This is a genomic window from Roseovarius sp. MBR-79 (genome assembly GCF_053628555.1).
On the sequence record NZ_JBRJGP010000035.1, the window covers coordinates 1 to 15,935 of the forward strand.

Genomic DNA, 15,935 nt, shown 5'->3' on the forward strand with positions numbered 1-15,935 from the left:
AGTCTCACATACCTTGAATCGGTTTCAGAAATGCGACACAGGCAAGCTATTGAAAACACATGGAACGCAGTCTCAAGAACTCCGACAGACCGACATTCGTGCTCAGAGCCGCCAATCGAGGGCCCGTTCAATGAGAACGACGAGAGAGATCGCCCTGACAGCGCGGCTTTGAGACTGCCTTCCTTTGTGGCTGGCTCCGGCACGCTCGACCGGCTGGTGGACACGGCCCGGGACTATGCCCGCGCGGCGGCCTCGGAGAACACTCTGAAGGCCTATGCCAAGGACTGGGGGCATTTTGCGCGCTGGTGCCGGTTGAAAGGCGCCGAGCCCCTGCCCCCCTCCCCCGAGATGATCGGGCTCTATTTGGCGGATCTGGCGTCCGGTTCGGGACCTGCCCCGTCGCAGTTGACGTCCCGATCCCTATCGGTCTCGACCATCGACCGCCGCCTGTCCGGTCTCTCCTGGACCTATGCGCAACGGGGGTTCACCCTCGATCGCAAGAACCGCCACATCGCCGCAGTGCTCGCCGGGATCAAGCGCAAACATGCGCGTCCGCCCGTGCAGAAAGAGGCGATCCTAGCTGAGGACATCCTCGCGATGGTCGCCACCCTGCCCTACGATCTGCGCGGGCTGCGGGACCGCGCGATCTTGTTCCTGGGGTACGCCGGTGGCCTGCGCCGCTCCGAAATCGTCAGTCTCGACAGGCATAAGGATGACACGCCCGACAGCGGCGGCTGGATCGAGATCATGGAACAAGGCGCGCTGCTCACCCTCAATGCCAAGACCGGTTGGCGCGAAGTCGAGATCGGGCGCGGCTCATCAGATCAGACCTGTCCTGTCCATGCGCTGGCACAATGGCTGCATTTTGCGAAGATCGATTTCGGCCCGGTTTTCGTCGGCACGTCGCGGGACGGCAAACGCGCGCTGGCAACGCGGCTCAACGACAAGCATGTCGCGCGCCTGATAAAGCGTACGGTCCGGGACGCCGGGATCAGGTCGGAGCTTCCCGAAAGGGACCGACTGGCACTGTTTTCCGGGCACTCTCTGCGCGCGGGTCTGGCCAGTTCCGCCGAGGTCGACGAGCGCTACGTCCAGAAGCACCTTGGGCACGCCTCCGCCGAGATGACCCGCCGCTATCAGCGCCGCCGGGACCGGTTCCGGGTGAATCTGACCAAGGCGGCAGGGTTGTGACGGTCAACCTTCCAGCAGATAGGCCGTCAGGTTCTGGTGCGCATGCAATATGCGGATGATCTCGATCCCCTGCCCGTCCGCCCGGTAGATCACCAGATGCGCGCCGCTGGGATGGATGCGTACCGCGGGTGTGAACTCACGGCGCACCCGAGCCATCTCTGGAAAGTCAGCGAGCAGGTCGAAGAGTGCGAACAGGCTATCCGCGTAGCGATCCGCCTGGCCGATGCCCCAGTTGCTGGCTCCGTAGCGCCAAATCTCGGACAAGTCGGTTACAGCGGCGGGCCGAATGACCCAGCGGCTACTCTCTGGCATACTTCGCGCGCATCTGAGCCTTAAACGTGCTGCGATCAAGCGGGGCGGCCGGGCCGCTGGCGAGGCCTTCATCGACAGTGGCCTGAATCTCAGAAATGGCCTCACGACGGGCCCGGTCGCGCCGGATCAGGTCGCGAACGTAGTCGCTGGAATTGGCATACCGCCCGGTTTTTGCCTGTTCTTCGACCCAAGTTTTCATCGGGTCCGGCAACGAAATATTCATGGTGCCCATGATGATCTCCTTCCTGACAAAGAGTATGGCAAAGTTTGCCAAATCGCAAGAAGGGTTCCTACATTCCACGCCAAACGGTCGTTTATTAGCCGTATCCTAAACTGCAAAAGGCAGGATTTGATGCCGTTGATAGGCTATGCGCGAGTATCGACCGAGGATCAGACCCCCCTGCCCCAGTCGCAGGCGCTGAAATCAGCGGGCTGTGTCGAAATCCATGAGGAACAGGCTTCTGGCGGTGATCGTGCGCGGCCTGTGCTGGCGCGGGTGCTGGAACGGATCGGCAAGGGCGATACGCTGGTGGTGGTGCGCATCGACCGGCTTGCGCGGTCGCTGTCGCATTTGCTGGAGGTGATCGAACGGCTGGAAGCAAAGGGCGCCTTCTTCCGCTCGATTCAGGACCCGATCGACACCGGATCCCCGCAGGGCAAGTTCACGCTGCAGGTTCTGGGTGCAGCAGCCGAGTTCGAGCGCGCCCTGATCCGTGAACGGACCAAGGCTGGGCTTGCCAGCGCACGAACAAAGGGGCGGGTCGGCGGAAACCCTGGCCTGCGCGCCCGGGATCCGGCTGCGCTACGCAAGGTCCGACTGGCGCGACAGGACGGATATATAGAACGCCTGAATGAAACTGCGCAGGACTGGGTGCCCCATGTGCGTCGGCTGCGTCCCGATCTGGCTTGGGAAGATCTGGTGCGCATCATCAACGGCCCCCTACCCGAGGCCCGGCGCTGGACGCAAAGCCGTCTGCTGCGCGCTGTGAACGCCTATGTCCGCGATGGGTTCCTCCCCGCGACCGTGCTTGATCGCGCGGGCCCGCGTGCGCGAGATGATCGCCTGCCCGCCATCGTCGCGGGTATCAAGGGCGCCGATCCCGACATTACGCTTCAGGCCATCTGCGCCCGCTTGGAGAACATGCGTGAGCGCACACCCCGCGGCCGGACAAGCTGGCAGCCATCATCAGTGAAGATGTTGCTGGAGCGGGCGAAGCGGCTTGGGATGATATGAGTGAGTTTTGACGCTAAGCCTGTTCGTCACATCATGCGACATCTCCAATTGAGTGGCAACTTTACCTGCTAAGCAGTTTATCCTTGCAGATCTTCCATCGTGTGGAGTAATTGCAAGGTATGTATAAGCGCCAAACTCATCACTTTGTGCAATCCGCGCTCGAGAGCCAAGCTGCTGTTGTCCTCCTCGGCCCCCGGCAGGTTGGGAAAACCACGCTCGCTCTAGACATAGCTTCGGAGCAACCATCGGTATACCTTGATCTAGAACGAGATGCGGACAGGCAGATCTTGACCGAACCGGATCTATATCTGGATGAACAGGCGGGAAAACTCGTCATCCTCGATGAGGTGCAGCAGATGCCTGGCCTCTTCAAGAGCCTGCGTGGTCAGATCGACCAGCGCAGGCGGGCCGGTTTTCGAGCGGGCCAGTTCCTGCTCTTGGGATCAGCCTCCAACGTCCTACTCCAACAGTCGGCAGAATCCCTTGCTGGACGTGTCAGGTATATCGAAATGCCCCCTCTACAGCTTACCGAGGTGGGGGCTGATCAGTTGAATGCGCTCTGGCTGCGTGGTGGCTTTCCTGACAGCTTCATGGCTTCAAGCGATCAAGCCAGCATGGATTGGCGTCTGGATTTTCTGCGTACATATCTGGAACGTGACATCCCTGCACTCGGACCGCGTATTCCAGCCGCAACCTTGCGGCGCTTCTGGACAATGCTTGCGCATGTGCAAGGTGGTCTATTGAACGCTGCAGCCCTCGCCGAGGGGCTGGGCGTCTCCGGCCAAACGATTGGACGCTACCTCGATCTGCTCGTTGATCTAATGCTGGTGCGGCGACTGCAGCCCTGGCATGAGAATGTCGGCAAGCGTTTGGTGAAATCGCCAAAGGTTTATGTCCGCGACAGCGGGGTCGTGCATGCCCTGTTAAGCATTGGGACAATCGAGGGCCTGCTCGGGCACCCCGTCGTTGGCGGCAGTTGGGAGGGGTTATGTATCGAGGCCCTTCTTGCCGCTGCACCAACCGGCACCGAACCCTTCTTCTATCGCACTTCTGCCGGAGCTGAACTTGACTTGGTCCTTCGCCTGCCTGGGGGCGACATCTGGGCCGTTGAGATCAAGCGCACGACTGCGCCAAAGGTCTCGCGCGGGTTCTATGTGGGCGCGGAAGACATCAAGGCTAGCCGGAAGCTGTTGATCTACGCCGGAGAGCATGACGTCCCCGTGGCCGAAGGCGTTCGTGCAGTGCCTCTTGAGCAAGGGATCGGGCTGTTGAGAGCACTATAGCGCAACGCTTGTTGCGCGCGTGCACGAGAGTAAGGGGTCTACTTGTTTTGTTCAGTTTTAAGTACGCCGCGCATTTCCCTGTGGGATTTTTTCCGGTCCCCGCAGGTCTCTCGGTGCGTACCGGTTGCATGGAATGCACATCGCAGCGGCCGCCCCGTCTACAACGGCTGTGGCCCATCTTCCTCCCCTACCCTTCTATGCGGCGCTTCGCATCCAGCGTGGTCAGCCCTTGGTCAACCGCGCAGCTGCCCTTCTGGCTGCATCAGTTTCACAAGCGCCGACAACGAAACCGCCAAAGGCTTCGGCTCAATCTCCCTCTTGACCTCCGACCTGGAAATTACGATCGAACCCGTCGCGAGGTCGAACAGGACGGCCTTCGCGCAACGCGTCGCCGGACGCTCCCCGTGAGGCAAGCTGACCGAGTGCGGCGGCATCTAGAAGATTCAGAAAGGGGAGACCGGCGCTGGCTACTTCACGGTGAGCATCTGTGATCACGGCTTCAACGCAAACATGGGCAAAGCCACCAACTAGGACGGTCATCTCCTGGGGTCCGAAAGACGCGGCGTGAAACATGCATGGTTGATCGGCTTCGCTCTGGTCAGCCGACTTAAACTCCAATCTTGAACGCGTTCAAGATTGGAGTTTCTGGAGCCACTGAGCCTCAAAATAAGCGCCTGAAACCTATAGGCGCGTGGTATCTTTATCTTTTGCTCAGAACCGTGCTACCATTGAAGCAGAATCGAGTCGAACTCGGACCCAACCGAAGTCAGGGCTAATAAATGAGCGGTAGTTTAGAACAGTTTTTGACGGATCTGTCACGCGGGCTTGAGCGCACGATGGTGGCAGTGAACAAGGAACTCACCTTGCGTCAGCGCATCAAGCGAACCTGGTCCATGCGCCAGTGCGCTAGGTTTCTCAATGTGAGTATTCAGTATCTGACCAAGTTCGCCAATTCGAGCGATGACTTTCCCGCAGGAGAATATGTTGGAAGAGAGCGTGTTTTCACGCTTTCAGAATTGATGCACATGCGGGCCCTTCTGGCAGCCTCGGCAAAGCGGCCGTACGACTACCTGGCCTGGCGGAAGCCTGACGCACCTTTGCCCGTCATCTCGTTTGCAAGCCAAAAAGGCGGAACCGCCAAAAGTCTGAGCGCCGCGCATTTTGCCCAGTATCTCAGCTTGCACTACGGCATGCGTGTCGGTGTTATGGATGCTGACCCGCAAAGTACAATAACGCTCTACTTCGTCGGGGGAGAGGGCCTTCCCCAAATGCCCGACGAAAACACCGCCTCTATGGTGGACTTTGCTGGACTCTTTCAGTCGGAAGACGCGCCATATACCGACCACGATGCGCAAACGCTCGATAGCTTCCTTCTCAAGACCTCCTGGCCAGGCCTGCGCCTGCTTCCAGCTCACGGCGAAACATCCGAGGGTGAGATCCAGATTGCGCGGCTTGTCCGCGAAGCCCCCGCCGGAAAGAGCTTTTACCGCTACCTACGCGATGCCATCGACCGCTGGAAAGCGGGCCACCCACCGAAAACGCCACCCAACGAATTGGTAGTCGACGGCAAGGTCGACCAGGAGCGGCTCGACACCGCACTAGCGGAGACGCTGGATGTCATCATCATCGACTATCAACCCGCGCTCACACTGTTCCAGTTGAATAACGTGATTGCGTCTACTTCACTGGTCATACCGCAAACCATGAAGGGGTTCGACATTGCGACGTTGTCGACCTTTGTGACTGGCCTGCTTGGGATGCTTCAGCACATCCTGGCCCATGAAAGGATCGAGATCGGAACCGGTGCGAACATGCTGTTGCCAACGATCGTTCAACGGTCCAATGCGCAGGATCTTAACCACATCGGAAACCTGCTAGAACATTGCCCCACGGAAATTCTGCCCGTGTTTTATTTGCGTTCCGACGCGATCTCGAACGCTTCGGACGTCTATCAGTCCGTATACGAATACGAGCCAGACACGCCGGGAAAGCGCAAGGGGATCAACCGGTTCATCACGAATGCCGATGCCGTGAACGACGCCATAATATCGCGACTCTGGCCAGGACTCGAACGTGGCTACGCCAATACTTGGATGGACGAATTCTATGAAGATGACGGCGAGGGTGAAGCATGAAACGCAGTATTCCAAGGTCGCTGGTCAGCAAGGCTACCAATCTCGATACAAACAAGGAACGTGCGAGCGGCTCCGAAGGCAGGACAGAATCGAGTGATGCTGTTTCGACTCCTTTCAAGGGGGCCGGCAGTGCCTGGAAATCAGGAGCGCTTGCGCAGTCGCAAGCTGCAGTAGAGCGAAGCAGAGCCGAGCTTTGTTTGGATATCCTCAACGGTCGCCATGAGATAAGCCTGTCGCCAGATCAAATCTCCGATCCAATGGGAACCGACCGCCGACAAGACTGGATGTCCCAGGAAGCCTTTAGGTCTTTGGTAAACAGCATCGCTTCGAACGGGCAGGACACGCCCATTCTAGTGTGGCCGGAGGATCCGGATTGGCAGCCGGATCCGTTGGACCCGTCGAATATCGCGGGGGTTCCATTCGTGATGCTGACAGGACGCCGCCGACTGGCTGCCGCGTCAGAGCTCGGTGTACCCCTTCGTGCAATACTTGCCCCGCCTGACGCGCGAAACGCTGAGAACAGCAAGTTTGAAATGTTGTTTCTCCGGTTTCGCGAGAATGAGGAGCGCGAAAATCTCAGCCCTTTTGAGCGATTGGTTTCGATTGGTGAAATGTATGAGACGCTGGCTTCTGGCGAAGAGAAACTGACAGCTGTGGCCTTCGCCAAGAAAATTGGTGTGCATGAGAGCCTAGTCTCGCGAGCACGGTCCGTTTTCGCTGCGCAGGATCAAATCTTGAACACGTTCAAGAACGTCTACGACATGAGCTTTCGTGATTTACAGGGTGCCTTAGCGAGCTTGGAGAGAACAAACAAAGCCAAGCCAAAACCAAAGACAAAGCCCCAAAAACTCACCGTAAAGCGCAAGGTGGGCAACCGAAATCTTTCGGTCACTTCCGTCGATGGAAACCTATCAATCAAGGTTGCAGGAGTGCCGATTGACCAAAAGCGTCTCGAAAAGCTTGGAGACTTAGTCGCAAGCTATTTGAACGTCGAAAACACGGAGAAGGATACCGACTGAAGACAGCGTTGGTGAGATGTTCTTCGGAACGATGAGGCAAGGAGCAAAAAAGGAACGACAAGTGAATTAACGGCAAAAGAAAAGCCCCCAAGCGGTGTGGCCTGAGAGCTGATCTTAATGGTTTGGTCACCTTCAAGATAAGTCTCACAGGATTCACTGTCAACGACGAACGCTTCTGAGCGAACGGCTTTCTTTTGCCTCCACACAACCGGAGGTGAGATACAGGCATGAAACATACAGGTTGGCGCAAGCCGACACCGGGTCTTGGGGTTGCTGAGCAGCTTGCCCAAGCTGGTGAACGGGTAGCAGTACCCAAGACGCGGGCATTTGTCGCGCTCAAGCGCGTTGGAGCGCATATAGGTCTGAAGGCCGGCGACATGATGCTCCTCGATACACTGGGGGCCTTCACGCAGGCCCAGGACTGGGAGGAGGGGCAGCGCCCGATCGTCTGGGCCTCTAACGCCTATCTGATGGAACAGACCGGCTTCTCTCTGTCGGCACTCAAGCGTCATGCGCGGCGTCTGGCAGAGAACGGTGTGATCTCTTTCCAGGATAGCCCGAATGGCAAACGGTGGGGCCGCAGAGACGCTGAGGGACGTATCGTCGAGGCCTACGGCTTCGATCTGTCGCCGCTTTCGGCTCGAGTCGAGGAGTTTGAAGAGCTGCAGGCCGAGTTGCAGGCCGAGCGCGAGCTCTGCCAGCGCTTGAAGCGTCAGATCACGGTTGCGCGCCGGATGATCCGCGCGCGGATCGAGGCGGCGGTAAGCGGCGCGTTGCGCGGGCCCTGGACGCAATTCACGGGTCTCTTCGAGGAGCTTCTGGACCGACTTCCGCGCCGCCATTACGCCTCTGAACAACTGGAGCGACTACTGGCGTGGTTCAAGGAACTTCAGGAACGAGTCGAGGCGGCCTATCTCAAGGCGACTGGTGCGATAAACCCTGTGGAAAACACCGACAAAAATGACGCCCAAGCTATAAAGAAGACTCAAGAAATGAACCCCAGGGAGGTCATTTCTGAACCTCATATACTAATTACAAATCAACTTATTCCTGTAACTAGTAATTCCTCTGAAAAAGAGGAAGCGGCGGATGTCGTGCCCAATGCACGACCCGAGGAGCGGGTTGATGGGGAACTGGAAGACTGGGTTGCAGAGGTGCGCAAGAAGCGAACCGCGCTTGACCTGCCAACAATCATGCAGGCCTGTCCAGAGTTCGCGTCCTGGGCGCGTAATATGGGCGGATTCCTGAAGGATTGGGGCGATCTGCATCGGGTTGCCGGGCAACTCAGGCCGATGATCGGGATTTCGGAGCATGCTTGGAACGTGGCTCAGGACCGAATGGGCACTCAGGTGGCCACGGCTGCGTTTGCACTTGTGTTCGAGAAGCACAGCGCGGGCGAGGTTGCCTCACCAGGCGGATATCTGCGCGGCATGGTCGAGAAAGCCGGGGCAGGGGAGCTGCATCTTGAGCGTAGCTTTTATGGCAGGCTCAGCGGGCAAGCGGCGTAAGAGGGTAAGATTAAAAGATGTTACGCATCCGCAGGTGTAGGCAGGGCTGTAGAAAGTATCTTGCCGATCTGCTGAATATGCTAACTATCTGCCAAGTAACGATAATTTAGCACCTTGTGCAAGATTTTGCCGATTCCCATTGCGGATTTTGCGTCCGCAGATACCTCTGCTGTTCCAAATCAATGGCTTCGACAAAAACGCAGGCATGGCGCGGTGTGGTGAGGACCCGCTGAAATTGGCCAGGACAGCGTCAATGCTCGAGAAAAGAGAAAGTGTCCTTCGGGTTTTGTGACTGACGGATGAGGGCCTTTGGGGTCCCTCAGATGGGTCCGGGCCGGGTTCCGGTCTGCCGTTCCTGATGAAGGACATTCCCATGCAAACAGGTGTCTTGCGCGTGTTGCGCGCGACCGCTGCCTCGTGGTGGCGACACAAGGAACTACGCCAAACCGGTCAGCTGGGGCTGGCGAAGCGGCTCGAAAACGAGACCGTAATGCGTGATCTCGGTTATCTGAAACTGGCGGCGTTATTGCCGAATGCGCATGTGATCTGCGGAGAGGGCGGGACATTCATCCATCTCGGATGGACCACCGTTTCAACCTTCGCGCCGATTGAGAGCTTTCCATTGGCCACTCTTGCGGTCGCACGAGGGACCCCGTTCATCGATATCCGACCCGTCACCGATGTGATTGCCTTAGCGAACCTGCCGCGGGTGACGCGGGACGGATCGGACGCCTCTGAACCCTGGGGTCCCGGCAGGTCCGTGTCGCTGACCACCTACATCGACATGATCGAAGTCCTCGGTGCCAGGATCGCCAACGATCCGAGGCCCCTTCAGTCAATCTGATCACCATTCCCTCTCACCAAAACTCGAAAGGACGCCAGTCATGGCCCGATCCCGCACGCCCAAATTCGATGCCTCCGAGGTCATCACAAACGAAATCATCCGTATCATTGAGCGCGGCGTCCTGCCGTGGCGCAAGCCATGGACCGCAGGGGGCAGCTCTCGTCCCCTGCGCGTGGGCGGAGAACCCTACCAGGGAGTGAACAACTTCCTGCTGACGATGCGGACCGTGATGGCGGGCCACAGCTCTCCCTTCTGGATGACGCTGCCGCAAGCCAATGCGTTGGACGCAAAGGTCCGCAAGGGCGAAAAGTCCTCTGTCGTCATTTATTACGGCCAAAGCCGGAAAGACGCGGGCGGCGAGGACGACCGCAGCGATGGCGATGATCGCTCCGAGGAAGCCCGTATCTTCCGCTTCCAGAAATCCTACCGCGTGTTCAATGCCTGCCAGATCGATGGCCTGCCCGACAGTTTTTTCCCCGACCCGGAGCCCGTGCCCGAGCATGCGCCGTCCGAGCCCATCCCGCACATGCAGGCGTTTTTTGATGCCATCGACATCACGACCGTCTTCACAGGAACGGAGGCGTACTATTTGCCGCCCGTGGACAAGGTCTACATGCCGTCCATCACGCGGTTCCAGGACCCGCGCAATTTCTACGGGGTCTGGGCCCATGAGCTGGCCCATGCCACGAAAGCCCCACATCGACTGAACCGTGATTTCGGGTTCTCGAAGTTTGGCAACACGTCCTATGCACGCGAGGAGATTGTCGCGGAATTGACCTCGGTGTTCCTGGGTCAGACGCTCGGCTTCACAGCGCATACGCTCGAGATGAATGCCGCCTACCTCCACAACTGGTTGCGCGTTCTTCGGTCGGACAAGGGTGCGATCTTCAAGCACGCCGCGGATGCGCAGCGCGCCTGCGACTATCTGATCGCCAGATCGGAGGCGGGCAGGGCAGGGGAGGTCGACCAGGCCGCTTGAGGGAATGTGTCTCGGCAAAGGGAAAGCAGGCTTTGGGAAGGGTATTTCAAACTTCTCAAAGGACAGACCCATGACCTCCGTAGCACACCCTCTGACAGACCGCCCAGACCCCGCCGTAATCGCCGATCAGAACGATGCCTTCCGCAAGCTCGCCTGCCTCGGGATAGCGCCAGAGGCGCCCATACAAGGCCGCATGCATGTGACTCGCTCGCTCATGGAGGCCGGTGACGGCTTCATGGCCGAGGCGGTGAAGGCAACCGGTGAGTTTGCCACGTTCGAGCCTGAGAATGACCCGGAAGGCTGGCACGATTTCGGGGCGATCGAGATCCGTGGCGAGACCGTGTTCTGGAAACTGGATTTGTACGAAGCGGATTCCGACTTCCGCTATGGCGCCGAGGCCCCGGACAATCTCGCTACCACCATGCGCGTGCTGACCATCATGCTGGCGCGCGACTGGTAGGGCAGCGGACACCCTATTCTGACACCCCAGGCGATGAAGGCCCACTGACCCCTCAAAGGGAGAGTGGGCCTTTTGTTGTGGTGATCCCTGAAGACGGGGATTGGCCGCGCATCTGAATGCGCGGGCCGCTCCAAACCCACCGAAAAGGAAACCCCATGACCACAAGCTTCAAACCCGTCTCCGTCGCCATCGGCGATCTGGTCCCGCATCCCGCCAATGTGCGCAGCAACGCGCCGGAAACCTATGATCCCGAGAACATCGCGCATCTCAAAGCCAGCATCGCTGTTCTGGGCCTGCTCCAACCGCTCCTGGTCCAGAAGCTCGACGGCAAATACGCTGTCCTCGCCGGTGGCCGGCGCCATGCCGCGCTGAAGGAGCTGGTCGCCGACAAGGCTGCCAAGGGGTTCACCGCGAAAACCAAGGTCGACTGTCGCCTTGTGCCGGAGGAGTGCGACGTCACCACGGCACTGTCGCTCGCCGAGAACATCACCCAGGCACCGATGAACGCAATCGACGAGTTCGAGGCCTTCGCCCGGATGATGGAGGTCGACGGCCAGACGCCCGAGACCATCGCGAAGTCATTCGGCACGACCGTCGCCGCCGTGAAAGGCCGGTTGCGCTATGGCCTTATCCACCCCGACATCCGCGCCGCGGCCCGGGGCAAGGTGATCACGCTCGACACGATGAAGGCCTTTGCCGAGCACCCGAGCCAGGAGGCGCAGCGCGAGGTTTTCGAGGCGCTCACGAAAGACGGCGGCTATCTGCAGGCCCATACTGTCCGTCAGGCCCTCAAATCCCGCGGCGTGCAGGTCAGCGATGATATCGGGGCTTTCGTGCGCGAAGACTACGAGGCGCGTGGCGGTGCTGTCGCGGCTGACCTTCTGGAAGAGCATTCCGTGCTCGAGGATGCAGCACTGGTCGAGACCATCTTGCTCGAGAAGCTCGGTGCCGCTGCCGAAGAGGCCCGTATGAGGCTGGGGTTTGCCTGGGCCGATGCGATGGTGCGCTATGACTACGCGACCATGGCCGACTATGGCCGCGTCTATCCCGGCCCGATCGAGCCGGATGAGGCTGCCCAGAAGCGCATCGATGAGATCACCGCCGAGCTTGAGAAATTGCAGCTCGAGATGGAGGATGAGGGGCTCGAGGACGGTGCCTACAACGCCCTTTACGACCGCGTCGACGCTCTGGAAGAGGAAGCGCGCGATCTGCAGGAGGCCTACAGCGCCGAGGACCTCGCACGGTCTGGGGTGATCGCCTCGTGGCAGGGTGGGCAGATCACGCTCCATGTTGGTCTCGTCCGCCCGGAAGACACCGTCAAAGAGGAGGGCGCACGCGGCTCCTCGGCTGGCCCGACCGGGGAAGAAGCCCCGGACGCCGGCGAAATCACTTATCCAGCTTCACTGGCCGAGGACCTCAAGACCGAGCGGGCCATGGCGCTCGGGGCCGCGATGGCACTGCATCCAGAGGCCACGCTCGACTTGACACTCTTCAAGCTTGTCAGCGACGTCCTCGGCACCGGGATGAGCATCACGCAGGCGATCAAGATCGATGCCCGCAAGGAATACCGCTGCCATGCCAAGATGGACGAGATCGACGAGACCTCGCTCGAGCAGGTGGCGGCGGCGCATGATGCGCTGGACCTCTCCTGGCTCGATGACACCCGTTCCCCTGCCGATCAGTTCGCGGCGTTTCGCGCGCTGGACGCCGGCGAGAAGGCCAAGCTCGTGGCCTATGCGACCGCCAGCACGACGCAGTCCTGTTTCGCGCGGGACCGGCAGCGTGACAGCCTGATGCATGAGTTCGAGATCGAGATCATGCCCGACATTCGCGCGCATTGGACGCCGAATGCGGCGCTCTTCAATCGCTTCAAGAAGGCCTGGCTCCTGAAAATCCTCGGCGAGGATCTGGGCCTCGCTCAGGAGGCGGTAACGTTGGCCTCGTCAAGCAAGAAGGAGATCGTCGCCTTCTGCGACAAGCTCTTCGCCGAACCCTTCGCCACCCTCACCGACGCGCAGCGCGCTGCTGTGGCCGCCTGGTGTCCGCCGATGATGCAGACCAACGGTGTCGCCTGTGATGAGGCGGAGCCAACCGCGGAAACTCCGGAACCTGACAGCGAGGTCGCGCAAGCGGCCTGAGTCCTCACGCGACCCGCGCGAAGCATTTCGCCCGCGCGGGTCGACTCTCCCACACCCAACGGAAAGACATCCCCATGGCTATTCTCAAGTTTTCCGCCTCCGCAGTTGCGGCGCAGATCGCCCATGCGCGCGCCTGCAAGACCTTCCTGCCCAACTGGAACGGGCCCGTGGACAGGCCGGCCCTCATCCTCATCGTCGGCAATGGTGTGCATCTGCGATCGAACGGCATCGATGGCACGACCACCCGTATCGTCACCACCGAACAGGCCGATCCCTCATTTGCCTTCGCCGACGGCATGAACCCGTTTCGGGACACTGACTGGATGGCGCAGCGCCGCATGGCGTTTCGCGATCTGACCGGCCAGTTCTACACCGACATTCTCGACGATGTGCAGGTGCTCATCGACCGGGGGCAGGGGGCGATCCGGCTCGCCACAGATGGCCACAGCATCCGCGTCTTCGTGCGCCGGGCCTCGGACTATCTCATCGGCGGAACCTACGAAGTGCCCTCGGGTCTTGGCGGCACGTTCCGGGTCATCCTCAAGGATGCCTGCGACACCTTTGCGATCGTGCAGAACTGCGGCAATTGCGAGGATTTCGACGCCATGCAACCCTATCGCGTGCCGCTCGATGCGCTGATGGAAATCGATGATCGGAGGGTGGCGTGATGGGTTGGCTCTTCTACACGGACCGTCGCGTCAAATCCTACGCGGATGAGAAAGCGGAGATTGCTCGGCTGTGCACCTTCGAGGGCGAAAGGCGCAAGACGGAACTGGTCAAAGCCTGCAAGGTGGGTTCGACTTGGTACGCGGCGGCAAAGGTCATCAATCTCGACGGCACCCCTGTCGAAGACACGACCTATGTGACCGATGCGGACGGGTCGATCACTTTTGGCGCTGTCTTCCTCACCCGATATGATGACGGCTTCTGGGGCTACAAGGACATGGAGGAAAGCGCTGGCCCGAACGAGTCTCGTGCTCCCCTTGGGCTGATCGAGCTCCTCTCCGACCTGAAGGACCCGGACAGCTACGCCCAGGACTGGCGTCAGCGCTGCCGGGACTGGGCGTCGATCCCGGGCTACGAGGAAGGCGACAAGATCAAGCTCGCAGCACCTGTGACGCTCACCGATGGCAGTACCTGCCAGATTGTCACCGCGACCCACTACAGGCGCGGGCGGCAAAAGCGCCGCTGCTACCGCATCGAGGAAACTGGTGGGCTCGTACGCCTGTCAAAGGCCTCGCTTGCGGGCTCGGAGCTGCTCAGCTCCGCGAAAGGTGCGGCTAGCCCGGTGCTGGCGGAGTTCCTGGTCGGGCGAGATTAGGTCCTGCGCCGGACGGTTCATCGGCCTGCCTGGCGACAGCAGATGCTGCGGCTTGTCTTGACATGACAATGCAAATGCATTACATATCACGAATAGCAAAGACCCTTTTCTTTCAGGAGACTGCCATGACAGCGCTCGCACAAGATGTCTCGAAACTCACGGACCGGTATCAGACGACCGTGCCGGCGGGTGTGCGCAAACAGCTAAAGTTGGGTAAGGGCGACCAGATTCGTTACTGTACCGAGCCGAGTGGCAGGGTCTATATCGAGCCCGTGCGCAGCGACGAGGACGATCCCGCGCTCGGCGCCTTTCTCGATTTTGTCGAGGCCGATATCAAGGCGCATCCGGACCGCATTCGGGCGTTCGATGGGGCTTTGCATGACCGTCTTGCAGCACTGGTCGGAGACGTTGACGTCGATCTCGATGCGCCGCTATCGCTCGAGGATGAATGAGCGGCGATAGCATGCCCGCCCAAGCGCCCCTTGTCGTAAACGGATGGTCGATTTATGCGCATCCGCTCTTTCTGGACCAGCTCGAAGGGCTGATCCTGGAGGTCGAGGCGCGTAAGGCTCGCGATCCCAAGACCTGGCGCAAGAAAAATTCCGCGAAACGGCTGGCCGCCATCTTCAAGCTGGTGACCGAGGCCATACCGGCGGACCCGGGTGCCGCCGCCTTCCGGCAAGGCGGCACACTCGGCGATCACCGCAAGCACTGGTTCCGGGCGAAATTCTTCCAGCAGTATCGGCTGTTCTATCGGTTCAACAGGGATGCGAAGGTCATCGTGGTGGCTTGGGTGAACGACGACAAGACCCTGCGCGCCTATGGCAGCAAGACGGATGCCTATGCGACGTTCAAAGGGATGTTGGAAGAAGGCAATCCACCTGACAATTTCGACGCGCTCTTGAAAGAAGCTGCAGCGGCGGGCAAGCGGTTCGAAACTTCCCTTGAAGCGGTGCCCGATCGGTAAGTGGGCCAGCTTGCTGTGACCCTTTGGCATTATCGTTTACGACGCCCCGCTGGAAGATGTAGCATCGGCTGATAATACGGTCGGAGAAAGCACAATGATTGAGGCGGAAAAGGATAGGCAGCACCTCGGGCTAGAGGAGCAATGCGCGCCTGACCTGACGGGGCACCGTTTCCCAATTGCTGTGCACGTTGCAGACATGCCCGATGACCTCGGCAAGCTGCTGGATATCGGGCTCGAGGAGCATTTCCGTGGCGGCTGATGTCAATTCGTATGACGCGTGGTTTCGCGCGAAGGTGCAGGCCGCGCTGGAGGATGCACGCTCGGGAACATCTCAGGTTCAGGTGATGCAGGCCGCACAGGCATTGATTGATGCAAAGCGGCAGGTCGAACCCAAGTCCTGACCAAGCCTTGGAGGTCAGCGCGGTCTGACCCCCGTCACCCTGAAAAGCGAAAGATGCCGTAATGGGGCTGTCGGCGAATCGAGCACGTTTCGCTTGTTTGTCAGCATGATGTGGAGTGCCGTTGCCCTTGATGCGCCTGCAGC

Annotated in this window: 18 protein-coding genes; 16 read left to right on the forward strand and 2 right to left on the reverse strand. The window is 59.7% G+C overall.

The annotated features are described in order from the left end of the window. The first annotated feature begins 30 nt into the window (after window positions 1-30). On the forward strand, window positions 31-1,191 hold the full coding sequence (locus tag ACSSV8_RS18810; RefSeq protein ID WP_454283498.1) for a tyrosine-type recombinase/integrase: 1,161 nt from the start codon (window positions 31-33) through the stop codon (window positions 1,189-1,191). Between the two features lie 3 nt (window positions 1,192-1,194). Here the strand turns inward: ACSSV8_RS18810 and ACSSV8_RS18815 are convergent, their stop codons facing one another. Beyond that, window positions 1,195-1,503 (reverse strand): type II toxin-antitoxin system RelE/ParE family toxin, encoded by a 309-nt coding sequence (locus ACSSV8_RS18815; protein ID WP_454283486.1) that lies wholly within the window; start codon window positions 1,501-1,503, stop codon window positions 1,195-1,197. Next, window positions 1,490-1,735 (reverse strand): type II toxin-antitoxin system ParD family antitoxin, encoded by a 246-nt coding sequence (locus tag ACSSV8_RS18820; RefSeq protein WP_454283487.1) that lies wholly within the window; start codon window positions 1,733-1,735, stop codon window positions 1,490-1,492. The genes ACSSV8_RS18815 and ACSSV8_RS18820 overlap by 14 nt, the downstream gene beginning before the upstream one ends. Window positions 1,736-1,855: 120 nt before the next feature. Between ACSSV8_RS18820 and ACSSV8_RS18825 the strand changes: the two genes are divergently transcribed. The 15 genes from ACSSV8_RS18825 to ACSSV8_RS18895 all read left to right on the forward strand — a co-directional run bounded on the left by ACSSV8_RS18825 (window position 1,856) and on the right by ACSSV8_RS18895 (window position 15,792). Then, on the forward strand, window positions 1,856-2,737 hold the full coding sequence (locus tag ACSSV8_RS18825; protein WP_454283488.1) for a recombinase family protein: 882 nt from the start codon (window positions 1,856-1,858) through the stop codon (window positions 2,735-2,737). 119 nt (window positions 2,738-2,856) lie between these two features. Next, entirely contained in the window at window positions 2,857-4,020 is a 1,164-nt protein-coding gene (locus ACSSV8_RS18830; RefSeq protein ID WP_114513038.1) for an ATP-binding protein, read from the forward strand. Between the two features lie 779 nt (window positions 4,021-4,799). After that, on the forward strand, window positions 4,800-6,155 hold the full coding sequence (locus ACSSV8_RS18835) for a ParA family protein (protein WP_171046067.1): 1,356 nt from the start codon (window positions 4,800-4,802) through the stop codon (window positions 6,153-6,155). Beyond that, on the forward strand, window positions 6,152-7,174 hold the full coding sequence (locus tag ACSSV8_RS18840) for a replication protein (protein WP_454283489.1): 1,023 nt from the start codon (window positions 6,152-6,154) through the stop codon (window positions 7,172-7,174). The genes ACSSV8_RS18835 and ACSSV8_RS18840 overlap by 4 nt, the downstream gene beginning before the upstream one ends. Before the next feature lie 227 nt (window positions 7,175-7,401). Further along, window positions 7,402-8,682 carry a plasmid replication protein RepC gene (gene repC, locus ACSSV8_RS18845; protein WP_454283490.1) on the forward strand — a complete coding sequence of 427 codons (1,281 nt, stop codon included), beginning with the start codon at window positions 7,402-7,404 and terminating at the stop codon, window positions 8,680-8,682. Between the two features lie 373 nt (window positions 8,683-9,055). Then, window positions 9,056-9,526 carry a hypothetical protein gene (locus tag ACSSV8_RS18850; RefSeq protein ID WP_454283491.1) on the forward strand — a complete coding sequence of 157 codons (471 nt, stop codon included), beginning with the start codon at window positions 9,056-9,058 and terminating at the stop codon, window positions 9,524-9,526. A gap of 40 nt (window positions 9,527-9,566) precedes the next feature. Next, window positions 9,567-10,505 (forward strand): ArdC family protein, encoded by a 939-nt coding sequence (locus tag ACSSV8_RS18855; RefSeq protein ID WP_454283492.1) that lies wholly within the window; start codon window positions 9,567-9,569, stop codon window positions 10,503-10,505. A gap of 70 nt (window positions 10,506-10,575) precedes the next feature. Beyond that, on the forward strand, window positions 10,576-10,965 hold the full coding sequence (locus ACSSV8_RS18860) for a DUF3768 domain-containing protein (RefSeq protein ID WP_454283493.1): 390 nt from the start codon (window positions 10,576-10,578) through the stop codon (window positions 10,963-10,965). 155 nt (window positions 10,966-11,120) lie between these two features. Further along, on the forward strand, window positions 11,121-13,103 hold the full coding sequence (locus ACSSV8_RS18865) for a ParB/RepB/Spo0J family partition protein (protein WP_454283494.1): 1,983 nt from the start codon (window positions 11,121-11,123) through the stop codon (window positions 13,101-13,103). Between the two features lie 74 nt (window positions 13,104-13,177). Beyond that, window positions 13,178-13,771, forward strand: coding sequence for a regulator (locus ACSSV8_RS18870; RefSeq protein ID WP_074637398.1), 594 nt, complete (start codon window positions 13,178-13,180; stop codon window positions 13,769-13,771). Further along, window positions 13,771-14,424, forward strand: coding sequence for a DUF6927 domain-containing protein (locus ACSSV8_RS18875; RefSeq protein WP_454283495.1), 654 nt, complete (start codon window positions 13,771-13,773; stop codon window positions 14,422-14,424). Before ACSSV8_RS18870 ends, ACSSV8_RS18875 begins: the two co-directional genes overlap by 1 nt. A 125-nt stretch (window positions 14,425-14,549) precedes the next feature. Then, window positions 14,550-14,876, forward strand: coding sequence for a type II toxin-antitoxin system PrlF family antitoxin (locus ACSSV8_RS18880; RefSeq protein WP_036562940.1), 327 nt, complete (start codon window positions 14,550-14,552; stop codon window positions 14,874-14,876). Further along, complete coding sequence (locus ACSSV8_RS18885) at window positions 14,873-15,391, forward strand: type II toxin-antitoxin system YhaV family toxin (protein ID WP_454283496.1); 519 nt, start codon at window positions 14,873-14,875, stop codon at window positions 15,389-15,391. Before ACSSV8_RS18880 ends, ACSSV8_RS18885 begins: the two co-directional genes overlap by 4 nt. 94 nt (window positions 15,392-15,485) lie before the next feature. After that, on the forward strand, window positions 15,486-15,650 hold the full coding sequence (locus tag ACSSV8_RS18890) for a hypothetical protein (protein ID WP_170850626.1): 165 nt from the start codon (window positions 15,486-15,488) through the stop codon (window positions 15,648-15,650). Next, window positions 15,640-15,792: an antitoxin PaaA2 family protein gene (locus ACSSV8_RS18895; protein ID WP_454283497.1), complete on the forward strand. Its 153-nt coding sequence runs from the start codon at window positions 15,640-15,642 to the stop codon at window positions 15,790-15,792. The genes ACSSV8_RS18890 and ACSSV8_RS18895 overlap by 11 nt, the downstream gene beginning before the upstream one ends. Window positions 15,793-15,935: the final 143 nt, after the last annotated feature.

Excerpts from the sequence above, each read along its gene's own strand:
- ACSSV8_RS18825 (WP_454283488.1), top strand. The coding sequence starts at position 1,856 with ATGCCGTTGATAGGCTATGCGCGAGTATCGACCGAGGATCAGACCCCC.
- ACSSV8_RS18855 (WP_454283492.1), top strand. The coding sequence starts at position 9,567 with ATGGCCCGATCCCGCACGCCCAAATTCGATGCCTCCGAGGTCATCACA.
- ACSSV8_RS18870 (WP_074637398.1), top strand. The coding sequence starts at position 13,178 with ATGGCTATTCTCAAGTTTTCCGCCTCCGCAGTTGCGGCGCAGATCGCC.
- ACSSV8_RS18885 (WP_454283496.1), top strand. The coding sequence starts at position 14,873 with ATGAGCGGCGATAGCATGCCCGCCCAAGCGCCCCTTGTCGTAAACGGA.
- ACSSV8_RS18875 (WP_454283495.1), top strand. The coding sequence starts at position 13,771 with ATGGGTTGGCTCTTCTACACGGACCGTCGCGTCAAATCCTACGCGGAT.
- ACSSV8_RS18810 (WP_454283498.1), top strand. The coding sequence starts at position 31 with ATGCGACACAGGCAAGCTATTGAAAACACATGGAACGCAGTCTCAAGA.
- ACSSV8_RS18865 (WP_454283494.1), top strand. The coding sequence starts at position 11,121 with ATGACCACAAGCTTCAAACCCGTCTCCGTCGCCATCGGCGATCTGGTC.
- ACSSV8_RS18835 (WP_171046067.1), top strand. The coding sequence starts at position 4,800 with ATGAGCGGTAGTTTAGAACAGTTTTTGACGGATCTGTCACGCGGGCTT.
- ACSSV8_RS18815 (WP_454283486.1), bottom strand. The coding sequence starts at position 1,503 with ATGCCAGAGAGTAGCCGCTGGGTCATTCGGCCCGCCGCTGTAACCGAC.
- ACSSV8_RS18850 (WP_454283491.1), top strand. The coding sequence starts at position 9,056 with ATGCAAACAGGTGTCTTGCGCGTGTTGCGCGCGACCGCTGCCTCGTGG.
- ACSSV8_RS18830 (WP_114513038.1), top strand. The coding sequence starts at position 2,857 with ATGTATAAGCGCCAAACTCATCACTTTGTGCAATCCGCGCTCGAGAGC.
- repC (WP_454283490.1), top strand. The coding sequence starts at position 7,402 with ATGAAACATACAGGTTGGCGCAAGCCGACACCGGGTCTTGGGGTTGCT.
- ACSSV8_RS18840 (WP_454283489.1), top strand. The coding sequence starts at position 6,152 with ATGAAACGCAGTATTCCAAGGTCGCTGGTCAGCAAGGCTACCAATCTC.
- ACSSV8_RS18820 (WP_454283487.1), bottom strand. The coding sequence starts at position 1,735 with ATGGGCACCATGAATATTTCGTTGCCGGACCCGATGAAAACTTGGGTC.
- ACSSV8_RS18890 (WP_170850626.1), top strand. The coding sequence starts at position 15,486 with ATGATTGAGGCGGAAAAGGATAGGCAGCACCTCGGGCTAGAGGAGCAA.
- ACSSV8_RS18860 (WP_454283493.1), top strand. The coding sequence starts at position 10,576 with ATGACCTCCGTAGCACACCCTCTGACAGACCGCCCAGACCCCGCCGTA.
- ACSSV8_RS18880 (WP_036562940.1), top strand. The coding sequence starts at position 14,550 with ATGACAGCGCTCGCACAAGATGTCTCGAAACTCACGGACCGGTATCAG.